The organism is Amphritea atlantica, assembly GCF_900111095.1.
GTDB lineage: Bacteria > Pseudomonadota > Gammaproteobacteria > Pseudomonadales > Balneatricaceae > Amphritea > Amphritea atlantica.
This window is the reverse complement of the sequence record NZ_FOGB01000011.1, coordinates 42,083-62,751: the sequence shown is the minus strand read 5'-3', so window position 1 is coordinate 62,751 and position 20,669 is coordinate 42,083. Positions and strand designations below refer to the sequence as shown.

At 53.2% G+C, this 20,669-nt stretch carries 23 protein-coding genes; 13 read left to right on the top strand and 10 right to left on the bottom strand.

The window, feature by feature from the left end:
* The first annotated feature begins 28 nt into the window (after positions 1 to 28).
* From metX to yddG, 9 genes are all read left to right on the top strand, one after another.
* The gene (gene metX, locus BMY09_RS16190; RefSeq protein ID WP_091360361.1) at positions 29 to 1,195 is read left to right on the top strand and encodes a homoserine O-succinyltransferase MetX; all 1,167 of its coding nucleotides are present in this window, start codon (positions 29 to 31) and stop codon (positions 1,193 to 1,195) included.
* Positions 1,195 to 1,785 carry a methionine biosynthesis protein MetW gene (gene metW / locus BMY09_RS16185; RefSeq protein WP_091360359.1) on the top strand — a complete coding sequence of 197 codons (591 nt, stop codon included), beginning with the start codon at positions 1,195 to 1,197 and terminating at the stop codon, positions 1,783 to 1,785. The genes metX and metW overlap by 1 nt, the downstream gene beginning before the upstream one ends.
* 11 nt (positions 1,786 to 1,796) lie before the next feature.
* Positions 1,797 to 2,279, top strand: a complete 483-nt coding sequence (locus BMY09_RS16180; protein ID WP_091360357.1) for a DUF4426 domain-containing protein — start codon at positions 1,797 to 1,799, stop codon at positions 2,277 to 2,279.
* Between the two features lie 37 nt (positions 2,280 to 2,316).
* Entirely contained in the window at positions 2,317 to 2,916 is a 600-nt protein-coding gene (rdgB, locus tag BMY09_RS16175; RefSeq protein ID WP_091360355.1) for an RdgB/HAM1 family non-canonical purine NTP pyrophosphatase, read from the top strand.
* A gap of 11 nt (positions 2,917 to 2,927) precedes the next feature.
* Positions 2,928 to 4,070, top strand: a complete 1,143-nt coding sequence (hemW, locus tag BMY09_RS16170; RefSeq protein WP_091360493.1) for a radical SAM family heme chaperone HemW — start codon at positions 2,928 to 2,930, stop codon at positions 4,068 to 4,070.
* 113 nt (positions 4,071 to 4,183) lie between these two features.
* Positions 4,184 to 5,077, top strand: coding sequence for a DMT family transporter (locus tag BMY09_RS16165; RefSeq protein ID WP_091360353.1), 894 nt, complete (start codon positions 4,184 to 4,186; stop codon positions 5,075 to 5,077).
* Entirely contained in the window at positions 5,070 to 5,921 is an 852-nt protein-coding gene (locus tag BMY09_RS16160) for a methylated-DNA--[protein]-cysteine S-methyltransferase (protein ID WP_091360352.1), read from the top strand. Before BMY09_RS16165 ends, BMY09_RS16160 begins: the two co-directional genes overlap by 8 nt.
* Entirely contained in the window at positions 5,896 to 6,624 is a 729-nt protein-coding gene (locus BMY09_RS16155) for a helix-turn-helix domain-containing protein (protein ID WP_091360350.1), read from the top strand. Before BMY09_RS16160 ends, BMY09_RS16155 begins: the two co-directional genes overlap by 26 nt.
* Positions 6,625 to 6,698: 74 nt before the next feature.
* Positions 6,699 to 7,637: an aromatic amino acid exporter YddG gene (yddG, locus tag BMY09_RS16150; RefSeq protein ID WP_091360347.1), complete on the top strand. Its 939-nt coding sequence runs from the start codon at positions 6,699 to 6,701 to the stop codon at positions 7,635 to 7,637.
* On the opposite strand, the gene BMY09_RS16145 is transcribed toward yddG, so the two are convergent.
* The 7 genes from BMY09_RS16145 to lptM form a co-directional block, all read right to left on the bottom strand.
* A complete protein-coding gene (locus BMY09_RS16145) occupies positions 7,585 to 8,118 on the bottom strand; it encodes a hypothetical protein (RefSeq protein WP_091360345.1) in 534 nt (177 codons plus the stop codon). The two genes, yddG and BMY09_RS16145, sit on opposite strands and share 53 nt — an antisense overlap.
* Before the next feature lie 8 nt (positions 8,119 to 8,126).
* Complete coding sequence (locus BMY09_RS16140) at positions 8,127 to 8,858, bottom strand: HAD family hydrolase (RefSeq protein WP_245756613.1); 732 nt, start codon at positions 8,856 to 8,858, stop codon at positions 8,127 to 8,129.
* Positions 8,845 to 9,792 carry a tyrosine recombinase XerC gene (gene xerC / locus BMY09_RS16135; protein ID WP_091360343.1) on the bottom strand — a complete coding sequence of 316 codons (948 nt, stop codon included), beginning with the start codon at positions 9,790 to 9,792 and terminating at the stop codon, positions 8,845 to 8,847. Before xerC ends, BMY09_RS16140 begins: the two co-directional genes overlap by 14 nt.
* Before the next feature lie 3 nt (positions 9,793 to 9,795).
* Positions 9,796 to 10,482: a DUF484 family protein gene (locus tag BMY09_RS16130; RefSeq protein ID WP_091360341.1), complete on the bottom strand. Its 687-nt coding sequence runs from the start codon at positions 10,480 to 10,482 to the stop codon at positions 9,796 to 9,798.
* Positions 10,479 to 11,309 carry a diaminopimelate epimerase gene (gene dapF, locus BMY09_RS16125; protein WP_091360340.1) on the bottom strand — a complete coding sequence of 277 codons (831 nt, stop codon included), beginning with the start codon at positions 11,307 to 11,309 and terminating at the stop codon, positions 10,479 to 10,481. The genes BMY09_RS16130 and dapF overlap by 4 nt, the downstream gene beginning before the upstream one ends.
* 119 nt (positions 11,310 to 11,428) lie before the next feature.
* Entirely contained in the window at positions 11,429 to 12,679 is a 1,251-nt protein-coding gene (gene lysA / locus BMY09_RS16120; protein ID WP_091360338.1) for a diaminopimelate decarboxylase, read from the bottom strand.
* Positions 12,680 to 12,756: 77 nt separating this feature from the next.
* A complete protein-coding gene (gene lptM, locus BMY09_RS22545) occupies positions 12,757 to 12,861 on the bottom strand; it encodes an LPS translocon maturation chaperone LptM (protein WP_425424963.1) in 105 nt (34 codons plus the stop codon).
* A 136-nt stretch (positions 12,862 to 12,997) separates the two neighbouring features.
* On the opposite strand from lptM, the gene cyaY reads away from it, so the two are divergent.
* Positions 12,998 to 13,315: an iron donor protein CyaY gene (gene cyaY / locus BMY09_RS16110; protein ID WP_091360335.1), complete on the top strand. Its 318-nt coding sequence runs from the start codon at positions 12,998 to 13,000 to the stop codon at positions 13,313 to 13,315.
* Between the two features lie 13 nt (positions 13,316 to 13,328).
* The gene (locus BMY09_RS16105) at positions 13,329 to 13,889 is read left to right on the top strand and encodes a D-sedoheptulose-7-phosphate isomerase (protein WP_091360333.1); all 561 of its coding nucleotides are present in this window, start codon (positions 13,329 to 13,331) and stop codon (positions 13,887 to 13,889) included.
* A gap of 58 nt (positions 13,890 to 13,947) precedes the next feature.
* On the opposite strand, the gene waaA is transcribed toward BMY09_RS16105, so the two are convergent.
* Entirely contained in the window at positions 13,948 to 15,252 is a 1,305-nt protein-coding gene (waaA, locus tag BMY09_RS16100) for a lipid IV(A) 3-deoxy-D-manno-octulosonic acid transferase (protein ID WP_245756612.1), read from the bottom strand.
* Between the two features lie 66 nt (positions 15,253 to 15,318).
* Between waaA and BMY09_RS16095 the strand changes: the two genes are divergently transcribed.
* Together BMY09_RS16095 and BMY09_RS16090 are read left to right on the top strand one after the other, a co-directional pair.
* Positions 15,319 to 16,503, top strand: coding sequence for an FAD-dependent oxidoreductase (locus tag BMY09_RS16095; protein WP_091360331.1), 1,185 nt, complete (start codon positions 15,319 to 15,321; stop codon positions 16,501 to 16,503).
* Complete coding sequence (locus BMY09_RS16090) at positions 16,497 to 17,309, top strand: aldo/keto reductase (protein WP_217647459.1); 813 nt, start codon at positions 16,497 to 16,499, stop codon at positions 17,307 to 17,309. The genes BMY09_RS16095 and BMY09_RS16090 overlap by 7 nt, the downstream gene beginning before the upstream one ends.
* 9 nt (positions 17,310 to 17,318) lie before the next feature.
* On the opposite strand, the gene hldE is transcribed toward BMY09_RS16090, so the two are convergent.
* Together hldE and msbA are read right to left on the bottom strand one after the other, a co-directional pair.
* The gene (gene hldE, locus BMY09_RS16085; protein ID WP_091360327.1) at positions 17,319 to 18,743 is read right to left on the bottom strand and encodes a bifunctional D-glycero-beta-D-manno-heptose-7-phosphate kinase/D-glycero-beta-D-manno-heptose 1-phosphate adenylyltransferase HldE; all 1,425 of its coding nucleotides are present in this window, start codon (positions 18,741 to 18,743) and stop codon (positions 17,319 to 17,321) included.
* On the bottom strand, positions 18,740 to 20,527 hold the full coding sequence (gene msbA, locus BMY09_RS16080; protein WP_245756611.1) for a lipid A export permease/ATP-binding protein MsbA: 1,788 nt from the start codon (positions 20,525 to 20,527) through the stop codon (positions 18,740 to 18,742). Before msbA ends, hldE begins: the two co-directional genes overlap by 4 nt.
* Positions 20,528 to 20,669: the final 142 nt, after the last annotated feature.

Sequence of the window (20,669 nt, the reverse complement as noted above, 5' to 3'; positions counted from 1 at the left end):
TTCAAATTATCAGCGATAAGTGAGAACTATGCCTCAATCATTTCCCCAAGACTCTGTCGGTATCGTTACACCACAGATCATCCGTTTTGAACAGCCGCTGCCCCTGGCCTGCGGTCGTCAGCTCGACAGTTACGAGCTGATTGTAGAAACTTACGGCACCCTGAATGCCGATGCCTCCAATGCCGTTCTGGTGTGTCATGCGCTGTCAGGCAACCATCATCTGGCGGGCTTTCACAGTGAACAGGAAAGCAAGCCCGGCTGGTGGGATTCGGCTATCGGCCCGGGCAAACCGATCGATACCAATACTTTTTTTGTCATTGGCCTGAATAATCTCGGCGGTTGTCATGGCTCCACCGGACCACAGAGCATCAATCCCGAAACCGGCAAACCCTTTGGCCCTGATTTTCCCATCATGACGGTCCCCGACTGGGTTGAAAGTCAGGCTCGTCTGGCAGATCATTTTGGCATTCAACAGTGGGCAGCCGTTGTCGGGGGCAGTCTGGGGGGAATGCAGGCGCTGCAATGGGCGATCGATTATCCACAACGGCTGCGCCACTGCCTGATTATCGCAGCGGCCCCCAGACTCAGTGCCCAGAACATCGCATTTAATGAGGTTGCCCGGCAGGCGATCACCCGGGACCCAGATTTTAATAACGGCCATTTCTACGAGAACGGTAACGTCCCCAAAACCGGACTGATGCTGGCGCGGATGCTGGGGCATATTACCTACCTGTCCGATGACGGTATGCGGGAAAAATTTGGCCGGGAGTTGCGGGAGGGCAAGATCAGCTACGATTTCAACCCGCAGTTCGAGGTTGAATCCTATCTGCGTTATCAGGGAGAGCGTTTTTCCACCGCCTTCGATGCCAATACCTATCTGCTGATGACCAAAGCACTGGACTATTTCGACCCGGCAGCGGACTACGGTCACAACCTGGCCGAAGCGGTTCGCAATGCGCTGTGTAAGTTTATGGTGATCTCCTTTACCTCGGACTGGCGCTTCTCGCCTGAACGTTCCCGCGAGATTGTCGATGCACTGGTAGCCGCTGAGAAAAAAGTGAGCTATGCCGAAGTAGACTCCGATCATGGTCATGACGCATTTCTGATTCCGAACCCTCGCTATATGGATATCTATTCAGCCTATATGAAGCAGGTTGCCAGCGATATTCCCCCAACCGGTAAGGAGAACAACTGATGCGTGCGGATCTGGAAATTATTCAGGAGTGGATAGCGCCCAACAGTAAGGTGCTGGATCTGGGCTGTGGTAATGGCGAGCTGCTGGCCTTTCTGCAGCAGCAGAAACAGATCACCGGTTACGGCGTCGAGGTGGACCATGACAACATCACCGCCTGCCTCGAAAAAGGGGTCAATGTGATCGAAAAAAATATCGATGAGGGACTCGCCAGCATCGATGACAGCAGTTTCGACACCGTCATCATGACACAGGCACTGCAGGTGATGTATCGTCCGGATCAGATTGTTGATGAGATGCTGCGCATCGGCAAAGAGTGCATTGTCACTTTCCCCAACTTTGGTCACTGGCGGGCACGGGGCTATCTGGCGTTTCGCGGGAAAATGCCCGTATCTAAATTCCTGCCCTATACTTGGTACAATACACCCAATATCCACTTCTGTACCTTCAAGGATTTTGAACAACTATGCGTCGAACGCAACATTCACATCCTTGATCGCACGGTGGTGGACAATGAACACAAACATCACTGGTCGATCCGTTTGTGGCCCAATATGCTGGGCGAAATCGCAATCTACCGGATCACCCGATAGGGAGAGAGAAAATGAAAACGCCAACCAGGCACCATGGATTTCTTCAAACAACCGCGGCGGTTCTGTTGATGTTCGCGGGGTTGCTGAGTGCCACTTTCAGCAGCAGCGCCTCTGCCGAGCAGATGGTCTCCCATGGGGACTACATGATCCACTATAACGCCTTTAATAGTAGCTTTATTGAACCGGATATCGCTTCAGCCTATGGCATTGAGCGCAGCAAAACCAAAGGGTTGCTGAATATCTCAGTGCTAAAAAAGCAGGCTGATGGCACAACTAAACCGGTTTCTGCCATTGTTTCGGGTGATGTCACCAATCTGATCTCCCAGCGGCAGACGCTGAAGTTTATGAAGATCGAGGAGACCAATGCGCTTTACTATATCGGCGAATATGGTTTTACCGATGATCAGGTGCTGCGTTTCAATTTACAGGTTCAACCTGATCCAAACCAGCCTGCCTATACCATCAATTTTGAACAGCGCTTCTACGTCGACTGACTGCTGACGACCTGAACAAAAACATAAAGGCCCGTTAATGACCCGTCAAATAGTCCTTGCCAGCGGCAACAGAGGCAAACTGAAAGAGTTTAATCAGGTTTTAGGGGAGCTGGGGGTTGAGGTGATTCCTCAGTCACAGTTCAGCGTCCCCGATGCTGAAGAGACCGGCCTGAGTTTTGTTGAAAATGCTATTATTAAAGCCCGTCATGCATCGCAACTGACCGGTTTGCCGGCACTGGCAGACGATTCAGGGCTGGAGGTAGATCTCCTCAATGGCGCCCCGGGTATCTATTCCGCCCGTTTTGCAGGGGCTGGTGCCACCGATGCGGAAAATAATCAGAAGCTTTTAAAGCTGCTCGAAGGCACCTCTCCGGAACAGCGAACTGCGCGTTTCCGATGCGTTCTGGTATTTATGCGTCATGCAGAAGACCCTACTCCACTGATCTGTCAGGGCAGTTGGGAGGGACAGATTCTGCCCCTGCCCCAGGGCGATAACGGCTTTGGCTATGACCCGCTGTTTCTGGTTCCCGGGCTGGATATCGCGTCAGCTCAGCTGCCCCCCGAGCAGAAAAACAAAATCAGTCACCGGGGACAAGCGGTTCAGCAACTGATCAAGATGATCCCGGCTTATCTTTGAGCCGGTCGCTGATGCTCTCACTGCCTCCGCTATCCCTCTATATCCACATTCCCTGGTGTGTGCGTAAGTGCCCCTATTGCGACTTTAATTCCCATGCGGTTACCGGAGAGATTCCACAGCAGCGCTATATCGATGCACTGTTAAGAGATCTTGAGTCAGAGCTTCCCGCCGTACAGGGTAGAGTCATCGAAACCATTTTTATCGGTGGCGGAACCCCCAGCCTGTTTGATGCCAGCGGAATCCAACAGATTCTCCGGGGCATCGAAGCACTGACGCCCCTGTCCCAGTCGGCCGAGATCACCATGGAGGCCAACCCCGGCACCTTCGAACAGGAGCGTTTTGCGGGTTTTCGCCAGGCCGGCATCAACCGTCTTTCCATTGGGATTCAAAGCTTTGACAGTGGCCAGCTACAGCAATTGGGACGGATTCATAACCGTAACGATGCCCTGCTCGCTGCCAGCAAAGCCCGGGAAATCGGTTTCGATAATTTTAATCTCGATCTGATGCACGGATTACCAGGACAAACCCCGGATGCTGCCCTGGCCGACCTGCAACAGGCGATTGACCTGCAACCCACCCACCTGTCCTGGTATCAACTGACCATCGAACCCAATACTGAGTTTTTCAGCAAACCTCCTGAGCTACCAGAAGATGAAGCGCTATGGGCGATTCAGGAACAGGGGCAGGTCCTGCTGGAAACCCATGGGTATCATCAATACGAGATTTCAGCCTACAGTCTGCCCGGGCGTCAGTCGCAGCATAATCTTAACTATTGGCAGTTTGGCGATTATATCGGCATCGGTGCCGGCGCCCATGGGAAGATCAGCTGGCCGCAACAGAACCGCATCAGCCGACGCTGGAAACAGCGTCAGCCAAAAGCCTATATGGATGCCCTGAACCCTCTGTCCGGTGAGCAGGATATCACGCCTCAGGAACGCCCTTTTGAGTTCATGATGAACGCTTTACGACTGACCCATGGCGTCAAAAGCGACCTGTTCACCCAGCGCACCGGCGTACCACTGCCTTCAATCCAGGCTCTTCTGGAGCGGTGTCGCCAGTCCGGTCTGATGGAAACCGACGCCGCGATTCTCGGCCCCTCTCCACAGGGACGGCTGTTTCTTAACGATCTGCTGGAACAGTTTCTCGACGACTGAGTTTTTGCAGGCGGTCTGAACGAATATAATAGACAATCAGCGCAAGAATCGGGTGGCTCTGGCGACTTAAATCGTCAACACTAAACGGATGAACGCCTATTCGGAACAGCACAATGACGATTAAGAACCTGCTGCAATTACTGAGTCTTGCCGCGCTCTGGGGCGGATCATTCCTATTTATGCGGATAGCCGCTCCGGTCATTGGCCCCGCTATTCTGATTGAGTTACGACTGCTGCTGGCAGCTCTGTTCCTGCTGGTAGTTGCTGCGTTTCTCAAACGCCATTTACAGCTACGGCAGCACTGGAAACATTACTGCATACTGGGCTGGTTTAATTCAGCCCTTCCCTTTCTGCTGTTTGCCTACGCCGCACAAACACTTTCCGCATCGCTGCTATCGATACTCAATGCCACCGCACCGATCTGGGGGACAATCCTGGTGGCGTTGCGATATAAAAAACCGATTACCTTAAAAGTGTTTGCCGGACTCATAGCAGGCATCAGTGGAGTGGCTTTATTGGTAGGCTTTGACCCTGCTGTTTTAGCCGCAGACTCCTGGGTAGTCATTGGCGCGGCGCTCAGCGCGGCACTCAGTTATGGGATTGCAACCTGTTATGCACAGGGGAAAAGTGCGATAGAGCCCTTTGCCAATGCCCATGGGAGCATGTGGGCTGCCAGCCTGTTACTGCTACCGCTTCTGCCTTTCTTTCCAACAAAGGCGAGCAGCGATCCGGAGATTATCGGCTCAGTATTACTGCTGGGAATTGTCTGCACCGGTATCGCCTATCTATTTTACTTCAGACTGATCGCTGAGATTGGCGCCCCCTCAGCGCTTACCGTGGTTTATATCGTGCCGGTCTTCGGTGTGCTCTGGGGACACCTGCTGCTGGATGAACCGATAGGCTGGCATACCATCACAGGAGGGCTGACTATCCTTACCGGAGTAGTACTCGTGACCGGTTTCAACCCACTGAGTCTATGGCGAAACAGGGGAGCCTCATATGTCTGACCGAGCCCTTCAACAGTATAAAACAGTCGCCACAGCGATCCGTTACATCCGCCAGCACGCCAAACACCAACCCGAACTGGCCGAAGTGGCCGCAGCCGTTCATATGAGCGAGCACCACCTGCAACGCATCTTCAGTGCCTGGGCGGGTATCTCACCCAAACGGTTCCTCCAGTATCTGACTAAAGAACATGCCCTCAGTGCGCTGAAAGCATCCACGGATAGCCTTACTGCCGCACACGATGCCGGCCTCTCCGGCGGTGGACGTCTTCACGATCTGATGATCAGCTGCGAAGCGATGACGCCGGGAGAGATCAGAACCGGAGGGACGGGGGTCAAGCTACACTATGGTGTGGCAGTGTCCCCCTTTGGACTCGCACTCGCGGGCTGGACCCCTCGTGGTCTCTGCTATCTGGCCTTCCTTGATGAAGACCGGCGCGAACGCCAGGCAGAGCTGTTACAGCAGTGGCCAAATGCAACCATCATTGCCGATGACTGCGGCGCCGAAGCCATGATGGAAAAGATATTTCCAACCACACCACAACCAGGCAAACTGCATCTGTTACTGCGGGGAACCAATTTTCAGATAAAGGTGTGGCAAGCACTGCTACATACCCATCCGGGACAGTTCTGCTCATACTCACAACTGGCGGTTGCTACCGGTTCGCCCAAAGCACAGCGCGCTATTGGCAGCGCCCTGGCCGCCAACAGTATCGGTTATCTGATCCCCTGCCACCGGGTCATTCGCGAGAGTGGCGACAGTGGCCATTACCGTTGGGGAGCGGCAAGAAAACAGGCCATACATTCCTGGGAATATGCACATGCAACTGAGCAACCTGACACTTGATCTGCGCAGCTATAGCGCCGAGACCGATAATCATCTGCATGATTATCACCAGTTGGTTCTGCCGGTCAGCGGTCAGTTGGATATTTCGGTGGGTAATCAGTCCGGTCGGGTCGATTCAGACCAGGCTGCCATTATCAGTGCAGGTAAAGACCACGGCTTTTCAGGCTCTGAAGGCAACTGTTTTGTGGTCGCCGATATTCCTGATCAGTTGGCCCCTGAGTTTGAACAGTTGCCGGCTTTCATCCACCTGAGTCCGGCGCTGAATCAGTATGTGCGCTTCCTTCACCAGCAGCTGCAACAGTATAACTCTGCCAGCACCCAGCGGCAGATGCTGCTGTTATTGATTCAGCTACTTCAGGAGCAATGCGGACATCAACTACGGCTGGACCGGCGTATCGCAGTCGCCCGCAACTACCTTGATCAGCATTTCAACACCGCGATCCGTCAACGCCAACTGGCAGCGGTCGCCAGCCTGAGCCCCCGCCAGCTTGGCGAGCTGTTTCGTAAACAGCTGGGGATGACGCCGCAGCAATACCTGATCGAAAAACGGATGCAGCAGGCATGGCAACTCCTTGAACAGGGACATCTGTCGATTCAGCAGGTAGCGGACGCTGTCGGTTATAGCAGTCTGGCAGCGTTCAGTGATCGCTTTCGCCGACACTTCGATATTCCTCCCAGCTATTTCCGCCGCGTTGGCAAATAATTCCGCCATGATGAGAAAGTTCCGGACTCACGCTGGCGCTATGCTGGTGTGATTCAATAGCAGGATATCCATTCATGTCGACGATCACTCTGCGGGCCTCTCTGATCGGCTCCGTTTCTATCTTTCTCTGGGGAACCCTGGCGCTGCTGACCCGCCTGACCGACGGTCGGATACCGCCGTTTCAGATGATGGCGATGACCTTCGCGCTGGCGTTTCTGTTGATGTCTATGAACTGGTGGCGCCAGGGACATCTGGGATTACGCCATCTGCGCCAGCCTAAACTGGCCTGGTTTCTGGGTGTCGGCGGTTATTTCGGCTATCACTTCTGCTATTTTCTCGCCATGACCAAAGCCCCGGCGGTGAGCGTCAGCCTGATCGCCTATCTGTGGCCATTACTGATCGTTCTATTTGCCAGCCTGCTACCCGGCGAACACCTGCTGAAACGACACCTGAGCGGAGCAGTGCTGGCGCTGTATGGCTGCTGGCTACTGATTGGTCAGGGAAGCGATGGTTTCAATCCAGACTATCTCGGCGGCTATCTGCTGGCCCTCTGCTGCGCCTTTATCTGGTCCGGTTATTCGGTATTAAGCCGTCTGGTCAAGCAGGTTTCCACCGACGCCGCCGGATGGTTCTGTGGTGCTACCGCACTGCTGGCCCTGCTCTGTCACGGGCTATGGGAAACCACAGTCTGGCCGGTATCGGCAAGCCAGTGGCTCGGCGTTATCGGTCTGGGTTTAGGCCCGGTAGGGATCGCCTTCTTTACCTGGGATTACGGTATCAAACATGGCAACCTGCAGCTATTAGGAGTATTGGCCTACTCGGCACCACTGATTTCTGCCCTGCTGCTGGTGATGACAGGCCTCGCGACTGCGGATATTACATTGCTGCTGGCTTGTCTTGCCATTGTCAGCGGCTCGCTGATTGCAGGCTATCAGCGAAACCGCAGCCAGGGCGCTGAAGTCAGTGAGCCTGAATCGGTTTATGGGGCACACCAGCCCGATCATCGGGCTTAGCTTCTATCCACTCAGCAGCCACCATCACCTGTTGCAGCATATGTTCGAATGAGTAGCGCTGGCCGGGGGGTAATGACAGAGTCATCCCCTCCCCTTCAGCAGGTAGCATAACGAAGCGGACAATTTTACCCTCGGTTTTAATATCCACCCGCTGTACCAGAATACCGTTCTCTCCTAATGGAAAATGCTCGGCGTCATCCTGGAACGGTGTGGAAAAATCAGCCTGCTGAACGGCTCCATGCTTTTCTATATCGCCTAAACTCTGCTGCTGCTCCGGTTGCAGATGGCTGGCACTGTTCTCAGTGGGAAAACGGTGTTCCTGAAACAACTTAAAAAGACGCAACGCTAACCTTCGGGTCCACCAGGCCCGGTACTCTTTACCGTTTTCGCAGGCGCGGATCAGAATCCGGTCCTCAACAGAGTTGTAACTCAGGTTAATCTGATTCTGCGGCGTTGCAGTGGCAGGAGATTGCTCTGTCATTGACGTACCTAAAGGGTTGCCCGATGGGCTGCAAGTGCGGCAATTTCAGCCACTTTATCCGGAATTTCGCTCAGGCAGATGACACTGCGGTCAGCCGGATCACCCTCTGGCCACTCTTGCTGATCCCGGTTGACCCAGATGGTCCAGAGCCCGGCATTTTTCGCCCCCACAATATCGTGATGGGGATTGTCGCCAATATGGATCACCTGTTCAGGCCGCAGCTGATGCTGATGCAGCATCTGTTGAAACATTAATGGGTGAGGTTTTTCCTTACCAACACCATCAGCGTTAAGGGCAAAGTCAAACAGATCGCCCAGACCTACCCGGCGCACATCGGCATTACCATTACTTAGCGCCCCGATCAGATATCCCGCCCGCTGTAACTGTTCCAGCATCGCCCGCGCATGTTCGAACAACTCAACCTGATTGCGCGCTTCGATAAACACTTCGAACGCCTGCCGGGACAATGCCACCGCCTGATCATGGGAATAGCCGGCATCTTCAAGCCCGATCTCCAGTTGCTTCAACCGAATCAGGGTAACGCTATGGCCGATATCAGGAAAACGCTGTAGCGCCTTTTTTTTCAGATGATCAAAATCCCGTAACTGATAACATTTCACAAATAGTCCGGCATTTTCACTGAGCCAGCGATATAACGTCTTGTTTGCTTCGACGATAACCGGGTCAACCGCCCAGAGGGTATCGTCGAGATCGAAGGTAATACATTTAATCATCGTCATTACTGGCCTTCTTTGGTGACTGTTTGTGGGCCCGGGGATGAGCTTTATCGTACACATCCATCAGATGCCTGAAATCAAGGTGGGTATAGATCTGAGTGGTGGAGATATCCGAGTGTCCCAGCAGTTCCTGCACCGCGCGAAGATCACCACTGGATTCCAGCATATGGCTGGCAAACGAATGCCGCAGACGGTGTGGATAAACCTTGCCCTGTGTGTGCTGCATTCTGGCGCGGCGATCGATCCGCAGCTGCACGCTGCGACCGCTGATACGGCTGCCGCGTTTACTGACAAACAGTGCCATCTCTTCCGGTCGGGCCATACTATCGCGAAGATCGAGCCAGCGGTCCAGTGCCTGCATCGCCTTACGGCCAATTGGCAACAACCGCTCTTTGGCACCTTTACCAACCACCCTCAGGCTGGCATCCTGCCAGTCTATGCTGTGCAGATCCAGACTGACCAGCTCTGATAAACGCAGACCTGAGGAGTAGATCAGTTCAAGCATCGCCTGATCGCGACATGCCAGAGGATCGGTTTCATCGTCGTCACTCTCCAGCAACTGATTCAGTTGATCAACATCAAGCGTCTGCGGTAAACGACGGGGACTCTTCGGTGCCTGAATACCCAGCGCAGGGTTCTGCTGCACCAGCCCTTCCCGGTGAAGGTATTTATAAAAGCTGCGGATGGCAGAGAGTAATCGCTGAATACTTTTGCCCCCCAGCCCCTCACGGTGCACCCAGGCAATAAAATTACGGATATGCTTTGGCTCAATCCGGGCCCAGTCCACGCGGCCGTCGGGAAACAGCGTACTGTGTTGCAGATAATCCTGCAGACGGCCCAGATCTCGCTGGTAGTTACTAAGGGTATGGCGCGAATACTGCCGTTCGCTACTCAGATAGGTATAAAACCCATCCAGTGCAGCGTTACCTGAGCTCATTGATCAGACCTTGCGACCCTGCAGCAGTGGCGAGACCACCCGGCTCACCGCCTGACCAATATAATCGAGGAACAATGTGCCCTGATTACTCTGAAAATAGCTCGCATCAAAGCTGCCTATCGCTAACAGCCCCAGGGTTTCGCCCTTCACCAGCGGCACTGCTGCAGCAGACTTCACCTTAAAGGCCTGTTCGCGGAACATAAACTGATTTTGCAGTTCGGTCAGACTGCCGCAACGGGTCTGCGACTGATCCACCAGTACATCAATAGCCGAAGCTTCGCTGCGGGGCATTAAGCGCAGATTATTCTGCTCTTCCGGCTGCTCACTGAACAGCACCAGAGCGGTGGTATCACTATTAAAATCCTGACACAGGCTTTCATCGATAGCCACCGCCACATCGTCAAGAGTTTCCGCATCCATCAGCGCCAGAATCATCTTCTTGGTTTTACTGAACTGGATATCATTTTCCCGGGCAACACCGATCATATCGCCCAGATAATCATGCAGCTCGCGATTTTTCTGACGCAGCAGACTGGTCTGACGTTCCACCAGAGAGACCGTCGTACCCCGTTGGTGCGGTACATACAGTTGCTCCAGCAGATACTCGTTACCGCTGAAAAAGTCCGGATGCTGTTGCAGATATTCAGCCACCTGCTCAGCGCTGATCTCTGCCGGTTTATTCTCGCTCATATAAAAATCTGCCCCTCATACACAGTCGTGGCCGGCCCGGTCATAATCAGAGGTTCTCCTGCACCAGCCCACTCAATCAGCAGTGTGCCACCAGGCAGGTGAACTGTCACTTTATCATCCAACAACCCGCGCAACCGACCAGCGACAACCGCCGCACAGGCACCAGTGCCACAGGCTTTGGTTTCACCCGCACCCCGTTCATATACACGCAAGCGGATCTCAGCGCCGCTGACTATCTCCATAAAGCCGATGTTAGCCTTAGCCGGAAACTTGGAGTGGGACTCCAGAACCGGCCCCCAGGCCTCAACCGGTGCTTTGTCAACGGCATCAACCACCAGCACACCATGGGGATTACCCATCGATACAGCGCTGATCTGAACCGTTTGTCCCGCCACATCGATCGGGTAAGTGGCCGCCTGATGATCGGCACTAAAGGGGATCTGCTGAGGCTCCAGAACCGGCACCCCCATATCCACTATCACCTGACGATCTTCATTGATTGTCAGGTAGATCGGCCCTTTCTGGGTTTCAACCGCGATGGTCTCTTTGGCTGTCAGGCGCTTATCACGAACGAATTTAGCGAAGCAACGGGCACCATTACCGCAGTGCTCCACCTCACTGCCATCGGCATTGAAAATCCGGTAACGAAAATCCATATCAGGATTGGTTGGCGGCTCAACAATCAGCATCTGATCAAAGCCCACACCAAAGTTGCGGTCCGCCAAACGCGATACAATCGCAGAATTAACCTTTACCTTCTGAGTCACGGTATCCAGCACCAGAAAGTCATTGCCAAGGCCATGCATTTTAGTAAATCTAACTAACATAGTTATCTCTTCAGGCGCACTGTTCGGACAGTGTTTTGCCTTTTCTATGGGCTTATGCGTAACGCTTGTTTAGCTAATCATCTTATCCGATCGCTTAACCAGAATCTTAACGCCAGTCTTCACCCCGGTAAAATAGCTTCACCCCGCAGCTGATCTGCAATAGTTTCGCGCTTGCGAATCAGATGCACCTGGTTATCATCCACCATCACCTCTGCTGCACGGTTCCGGGCATTGTAATTAGAACTCATGCCAAAGCCATAAGCACCCGCAGAGCAGACGGCCAGCAGGTCACCCGCCTCAATGTTCAGCTGCCGGTCTTTACCCAGAAAGTCACTTGATTCGCATACCGGGCCCACCAGATCGAAACAACGGGCTTCGCCCTCTTCGCGAATATCCACCGGAATAATCTCCATATAAGCGCTGTAAAGCGCCGGACGGATAAGATCATTCATGGCACCATCGATGATGGCAAAGTTCTTGTGTTCGGTGCACTTCAGAAATTCAACCTTAGTGATCAGAATACCAGCATTCGCGGCAATGGAACGGCCCGGCTCAAAGATCAGTTTTAGCGGGCGATCACCCAGTTTATCGATCACCGCCCCGATATATTCCTGCGGAGAAGGCGGCACCTCATCGGTATAACAAACCCCTAATCCGCCACCCAGATCCAGATGTTTAATAGTGATACCCTGCTCTGCCAGCGTATCAATCAACAGCAGCAAACGGTCCAGAGCATCCAGGAATGGGGCGATCTCTGTCAGTTGAGAACCGATATGACAATCCACCCCCTGAACATCAAGATGACTCAGGCTATGGGCATAGCGATAGATACGTACTGCATCATCGATAGCAACACCAAACTTATTATCCTTAAGTCCGGTGGAGATATAGGGGTGAGTCCCGGCATCCACATCAGGGTTCACCCGCAGGGAGATCGCAGCCACTTTATCCAGTTCACTGGCAACCTTGTTCAGGCGTTCCAGTTCTGCTTCTGACTCAACATTGAAGCAGTGAATACCCAGTTCCAGCGCACGACGCATCTCATCTTCACGCTTTGCCACACCGGAAAACACGACCTTCGCCGGATCACCGCCCGCCTTGATAACCCGCTCGAGTTCACCCAGGGAGACAATATCGAAGCCTGCCCCCAGACGGGCCAGCACATTCAGCACACCGATGTTTGAGTTCGCTTTTACCGCATAACAGACCAGCGCATCACGGCCTTCCAGCGCCTGAGCGTAATCGAGATAAGCGCGTTCCAGGGCATCACGGGAATAGATATAGGTCGGTGTGCCAAACTCTTCTGCGATCCGGCTAACCGGAACTTCTTCAGCGCAGAGACGGCCATTCAGGTATTGAAAATTATCCATTGTCTTCTTTCTGTATCCAATAGGGTTACTGCTCAGGAGTGCTGAGCCGGTGAGTTCAACAGCAACTAAACTGGATGCTACTGAGACTGTTGCTGCGTTTGTTCCGGCGCCTCATCGGGCAGGTAGAGACTACCTTTCTGCCCACAACCGCTGATCAACAGCACACTGAAAAAAATAGCTATCCAACAGGCTTTCACGACGTTTATTCCCGATATTAAGTTAATCGTCCGATTATACAGCGCCGTTGCCATGATGAGTACCTGCACAAACTGCTATATACTCTCAGCTAACAATAATTTTCCGCCTGTGAGTACGACAATGAACGAATCTGAATTTAATCAACGCGTTGATAACACCCTGGAGCAGATTGAGGAGGTCCTGGACGAGGCGGAAACCGATCTCGACGTTATCAATAACGGCGGTGTACTGACAGTGATCTGTGAAAACAAAAGTCAGGTCATCCTTACCCGCCAGACCCCGGTTAAACAGCTCTGGCTGGCGGCCCGCAGCGGCGGTTTTCACTTCGACTTTGATGGTAAAACCTGGGTCCGCGACAGTGATGGGGCACCATTGAATGGAGTGCTGCAGGAGATTCTCTCTGAACAGGCTGGCGAACCGTTCAACTTTGATCTGTAAGGATAAATAACCGATGTCATTTGAAAGCGCACGACAACGCCATCTGCAAACCTTCAACCGCCTGCCAGAGATTCAGGCCGATGTTGAGAAACTGGCCAACCAGATTTCAGCTACCTTTACTAATGGTGGCAAACTGTTATTTCTCGGCAACGGTGGCAGCGCAGCGGATAGTCAGCATCTTGCTGCTGAGTTTGTGGTTCGTTATAAAGCGGAACGCCGGGCACTACCTGCTATTGCATTAACGGTAGACAGCTCAATTCTGACCGCCCACTCCAACGATTACAGTTTTGATTCGGTGTTTACCCGACAGATCGAGGCACTGTGTCGCCCTGAGGATCTGGTCATCGGGCTATCCACCTCAGGCAACAGCGCCAATGTGATCAACGCCATTGAAGCTGCACAACAGATCGGTGCAACCTGTTGGGCCTGGACCGGAGAGAGTGGCGGTAAGTTAGATGCCATTGCGGATCACCTGATAAAAGCACCGAGTACCGAGACCGCCCGGATTCAGGAAGCGCATATATTTATCGGACACTGGCTCTGCGAAGAGATGGACCGGCAGCTAAGCTCTTAATAGATAAGTTCTTAATAACCAGCGACTGAAGAGACAACCACAGAATAAAACCGGGGAGTTATGACTGAATGCCAGCCATCTGTTTCACCAGTGTCAGTTGCTGATCCAGTGCCCCCCGATTTGACTCGATGCAGGTGCGCCCGCGAATACCCATCGCCCGGGCCTGTTCCGGGTGATCCAGTAGCTCAGCCAGGGCTCGCTGCAGTTCTTCAGCATCACTGACAACCTGTAGCGCCAGCTCCTGCTCCATCGTCGCGACTATCTGATGAAAGTTATACACATGGGGGCCCATCAGCACCGGCTTACCTAACACCGCCGGCTCCAGCGGGTTGTGCCCCCCTCTTTCGATCAGACTACCGCCGACAAAAGCGATATCGGCCGCGCTATACAGCGTCATCAGCTCACCCATCGTATCCCCCAGATAGACTTCGCAATCAGGCGCGGGAGCGGGAGAAACACTGCGTCGACAGGTGCGCAAACCCGCTTTGACACTCTGATCGTAGATCGTCAGGAAACGCTCCGGATGGCGGGGCACCAGTATCAATAACAGAGTGTGATAGCGGGACTTCAGATTACGATAAACCTCGAGCAGCTGCGTCTCTTCATTATCATGAGTACTGGCCGCGATGATAACCGGGCGAGTACTCCCCCAGGCATGACGCAACTTTGCGGCTTCCTCGTTCGCCCCTGCGGGAGTATCAATATCAAACTTGATGCTACCGGTCACCTGCAGCTTATCCAGCGCAAATCCCAGCGAGATAAAACGTTCACCATCGTCCCGGTTTTGCACGGCGATACGGCTGACCTCACTCAACATCAGCCGGGTCAGCCAGTTGAAGCGCTGATAGCCTTCGGCAGACCGGGCTGACAAGCGGGCATTGGTGACCACAACCGGAATCCCGCGCTTAGCACAACTGTGAATCAGGTTGGGCCAGAGCTCCGTCTCAACGATGACACAACTGCGGGGCCTGACACGCCGGTGGAAACGGCTGAGGGCACAGGGAAGATCATAAGGGCAGTAGGCATGTCCAACGCGGTCACCAAAATGAGTCTGTACCCGGGCACTACCCGTTGGCGTCATACTGGTGATAAACACCGGTATCTGCGGATGTTCAGCCAGAAGCTTGTCCACCAGCGGAATGATGGCCATGGTTTCACCAAACGATACCGCATGGATCCAGATCGGTCGCTCCCCGCTTAACCGGGGGATGAAACCAAACCGTTCGCCCCAGCGATGACGATATTCAGGACTCTGACGTCCGCGCATCCATAGCTTCAGCAATATCAGCGGTGTCAGGCAGTAAAACAGCAGCGAATAGAGCAATCGGGTCATGGGAATAAACGGATTCCAATCAGAAAACATCAGTTTACCATTATCAGCCTGTGATACCGAAGGTATAATAACCCCTGTTAAGTTGCGGAACGGCTCATGCAAACGATAAAGACAGATCTGGTTATTCTTGGCGGTGGTATTGCAGGCCTGTGGCTGCTCAACCGGGTGCTACAACAGGGTTATGATGCCCTCCTGCTGGAAACCGCCGATCTTGGTGGGGCACAGTCGGTACGCTCTCAGGGAATCATCCATGGCGGCACCAAATATGCGCTCAATGGTGTGCTGACCCAGGCATCCAGCAGCATTGCCGATATGCCATCCCGCTGGCGCGCCTGTATCGAAGGCTGCGGCGAGCTGGATCTGAGTTCAGCAAAGATCCTCTCTGAGGCCCATTATATGTGGTCTAAGGCCTCGCTGGGGGCAAAAATGACCAGCTTTTTTGCCAGTAAAGCACTGAAAGGCCGGGTTGACGCGGTTTCGCCCGATCAAAGGCCTGAGGCCTTCAGCCACCCAGACTTTCGCGGTAATCTCTATCGACTCAACGAGATTGTGCTGGACGTGCCAACGGTCATTGACGCACTGGCCAGGCCCCATACTCAGCGGATACTCAAAATTAACGCCAATGATATTCAGTTTGAACTGGCAGATAGCGGTGTAACGGCATTGCAACTTCCCCAACTGCGAATCGAAGCACAACGCTATATCACCACTGCCGGGGAAGGCACTGAAGCACTTTTGCAGCACTTAAATATACAACAGCCACAGATGCAGCGCAGACCTCTGCATATGGTCATGGTACGCCATCAATCAGACCTGCCTACCTTTGCCCACTGCATCAGTGGCGGCAGTAAGCCAGTGGTCACTATTACCACGCATCCCGCCAGTCATGGCGAGTATGTGTGGTATCTGGGCGGAGATCTGGCGGAAAGCGGAATAAAGCTCTCCTCAGAACAGCAGTGTCAAAAGGCCGAGAAACTTATCCGTGAACTGCTCCCCTGGGTCGAGTTAAAAAACCCGCGCTGGGCCAGCTTTCATATTAACCGGGCAGAACCCAAACAGTCATCTCTCACCCGCCCGGACTCTGCCTTTGCCCAGACCGCCGGGAACTGTATCATCAGTTGGCCAACCAAACTGGCGCTGGCACCCGATCTCAGCGATCAGATTCTCACCCTGCTGGATGAGCAGCATATTGCCCCAGCAAGCAAAGCCGACACCCTTGTCACCGGTCAGTTGCCCCACCCTGACATTGCCCAACCGGTGTGGGAGACCATGTTTTGCTGACACTCAGAAACCTCGCCGGCACCGGGTTGCGGGTCAGTCCCATTGGGCTTGGCACCGTTAAGCTGGGACGGGATAAAGGGGTGAAATACCCCAGCCGCTTTACCATACCGGACGATCAGCAGGCAGCCAGACTGCTGGACCTGAGTCGCGATCTTGGTATCAACCTGTTGGATACCGCCCCTGCTTATGGGAACAGTGAAACGCGACTGGGGCCGTTACTGCAACACCAGCGCCACCACTGGCTGATCTGTAGTAAGGTCGGAGAAGAGTTTGACCCGCAGACTGGCGAATCTCATTTCAATTTCACCCCGGAGCACGTGCGCTTCAGCATCGAACGCAGCCTTCAACGATTACGCACCGATGTGATCGATATTCTGCTGGTGCATTCCGATGGTAATGATCTCGACGTTATCAATCACTACGGTATTCTTGAGCAACTGGAGCAACTGAAAGCAGAGGGGAAGATTCGCGCGGGAGGGATGTCCACAAAGACCATTGAGGGCGGAATCGAAACGCTGAAACGTTCCGATATTGCCATGGTCACATACAATCTGGATTACCAGGATGAGCTGCCAGTTATCGATTATGCTCTGGCAGCCCAGAAAGGGATCTTTATCAAGAAAGCTCTGGCATCAGGCCATATTGCCGAGGCAAGTGAAGCGGACCCAGTGCACGCCAGTTTCGATCTGGTACTTGGCCACCAGGGCGTCAGCAGTGCCATTATTGGCACGATCAACCCAGACCATCTGCGCACCAATGTCATGGCCGCTGTAGAGAGCCTGAAGGCAGGCCCGTCAAACGATTAATATAACCAATCAACTGCTCTGTATTTTCTCCACAATCGCTGTGGTTGAGCAGTTATCAAGAAAAGACAACACTTTTACTTCACCACCATAGCTTTTGACATACTCACCGCCAACCACCTGCTCAAGGCCATAATCCCCCCCTTTCACCAGCACCTCGGGACGGATCTGTTCCAGCAACCTCTCGGGAGTATCCTCAGCAAAACTGACCACCCAGTCGACCGCTTCCAGACCTGACAGCACCGCTTTTCTTCGTTCAACCGGATTAATAGGACGCCCTTCTCCCTTAAGCCGGCGTACCGACTCATCATCATTGATCGCCAACACCAGCCGGTCGCCTTGCGCCCGCGCCTGCTCCAGATAGCCGACGTGACCCGCGTGCAGAATATCAAAACAACCATTGGTAAAAACAATCTTTTCACCGGCGGCCCGGGCATCCTCCAATGCGATCAGCAACTGCTCATCGCTAACAACACCTCGCTCAGATCCCTGGGCCCGATTGACCGCCCGGCGCAGTTCCGGACCACTGATCGCGGCGGTGCCCAGTTTACCCACCACAATACCGGCAGCGATATTGGCCAGCCCGGTAGCCACCTCGAGGGTTTCACCGGCAGCCAGCGCCGTGGCCAGAGTCGAGATAACCGTATCACCCGCACCGGTAACATCGAACACCTCGCGGGCATGAGCAGGAAAATGGACCTCGTTCTGGCCCGGTTTAATCAGAGTCATCCCCTGCTCACTGCGGGTCACCAGCAGTGCTTCCAGATCCAATTGTTCCACCAGGAGTTGCGCTTTCTCAACCAACTCCTGTTCCGAGCGACAGCACCCCACCACTGCTTCAAACTCACCCATATTAGGGGTAAGAAGTGTTGCGCCACGGTAACGTTCAAAGTCGGTGCCTTTTGGATCGACCAGTACTGGCACTCCGACTTTACGGGCGGCGTTGATCAGCACCTGAGGATTACTCAGGGTACCTTTATCATAATCCGATAACACCAGAGCACTGACATTACTCAGCATCATCTCAGCCTGCTGCTGTAATGCTGCGCTGTGGTCAGCAGTAAAACGCTCTTCAAAATCCAGACGGATCAGTTGCTGGTGACGACTCAAAACACGTAGTTTAGTGATCGTCGGTTCACTGTCACTGGTACAGAAACGACAGTTAACCTGCGCCGATTCAAGCTGCTGCTGCAACGCCTGACCCGCTTCATCCCGCCCTACAATACCGACCAGTGAAACACCTCCGCCCAGAGCGGTTATATTCAGTGCAACGTTAGCGGCGCCACCGGGGCGATCTTCCCGCTGATCGATTTTGACGACTGGCACCGGCGCTTCCGGGGAGATTCTCGAAGTCGGCCCATGCCAGTAGCGATCCAGCATCAGATCGCCGACAACTAAGACCTGCGCTTTATCTAATCGGGGCATTACCAGTTTCATTGATTGGGTTCCTGATTTGTGGTTTCGTCGGTTTCCATAGCGACCGCAGTTTCAGAAAATTGCAGGCTGTGAAGATTGGCATACACCCCGCCTTTTTGCAGTAGCTGAGCGTGACTACCCTGTTCGATAATTCTGCCAGCATCCATCACCAGAATACGATCAGCATTTTCAATAGTCGACAGCCGGTGAGCAATCACCAGTGTGGTTCGTCCCTGCATCACATTTTCCAGCGCATCCTGAATATGGCGTTCAGACTCGGTATCAAGTGCTGAGGTTGCCTCATCCAGAATGAGTATTGGCGCATCTTTGAGAATCGCCCGGGCGATCGCAATACGCTGGCGCTGACCACCGGATAGCAGTACTCCATTTTCACCCACCATGGTATCCAACCCATCCGGGAGGTGCTTAACAAACTCCGCTACATGGGCTGCCTCTGCCGCCGCTTCAATCCGTTCGCGGGGGCACTCAGCCATACCACCATAAGCGATATTTTCAGCAATTGTGCCGTTAAACAGAACGACCTGCTGATTGACCAGCGCGATCTGACTGCGCAGATTAGCCAGTGTATAGTCCTGAATATTGTGCCCATCGAGAAGGATCTCTCCCTCAGTGACGTCGTAAAACCGCGGCAGCAAACCTGCCAGAGTCGATTTACCACTACCGGACTTACCCACCAGCGCAATGGTCTCGCCTGGTTGAATATCAAGACTGATATTTTCCAGAATCAACTTACCATCGGGGTCATATCTGAATCCAAGGTTCTGGAATGACAAAGCCCCTTGAGAACGTTCAGACTCCAATGAACCGGTATCTTTTTCCGGCTGTGTATCAACCACTTCAAAAACACTTTCAGATGCGGCCAGTCCCGACTGAATCATGCTGCTGATCTCTGTGAGCGAACGTACCGGCTTCGCCATCAGCGCAGCGGCAGAGATAAAGGCAATAAACTGCCCGGTCGTCATCTCTCTGATCAGATCTGGCTCCATCGCCAGAAATGTCATCAGGGCAATCACTCCAGCCACCATCATCTGCACGAAGGGAGTAGTAATCGACTGAGTCACCACCATCTTCATGACCTGACGACGATTCTGTTGACTGACTTTGATAAAACGTTCGGTCTCAAGTTCTGTGGCGCCGAAAATACGCACCACCTGATAGCCCTTAATGGCTTCAGATGCGGACGAGGTAATATCACCGACGCTCTGTTGCACATTGCGACTGATGCCACGCATCCGGCGTGCCGCAATGCCCACCACAACACCCACCACCGGCCCGACAACCAGAAACAGTAGCGTTAGCTTCCAGTTGAGATAAAGCATATAGCCAAACAGCCCGATAACAGTAAAGCCCTCACGAATAGCTACCTTCAACGCATTGGTTGCCGCCCCGGTAACCTGCTCAACGTTATAGGTTAATTTAGCCAGCAGCTCGCCGCTGGAGTTTTTATGATAGTAAGCACTGGGCAGCAACATCAGATGTTTAAACAGATCTGAACGCAGATCGTGAACCACATAGCGGGCCACATAGGAGAGTCCATAGTTGCCGAGAAACGTACCAACACCGCGGATAAAAAAGATTCCTAACACTGCCAGGGCCAGCAAGCCCCGATTGTCCAGCTTGCCTGACCCTACTGTATCGACAAACGCCTCCAGCCATTTTGCAGATGCCGTCTGTGAACCAGCATAGATAGCAAAACCAACAACGCTGAGTAGAAATGCTGACCAATATTTTTTGACATACCTGAGCAGGCGAAGATACACCTGCAAACTATTCCCACTTTTCACTATTGAAAAATTCTCAGATTATTGTAGACAGCCATAACAAATCTACAGCGCGATACGCTAGTGCTGCTGGACGACAAACATTACAATTTCATATTTTACAACATTAGCATCAAATATGGACAACAAAGGCCCTTTAACGCTG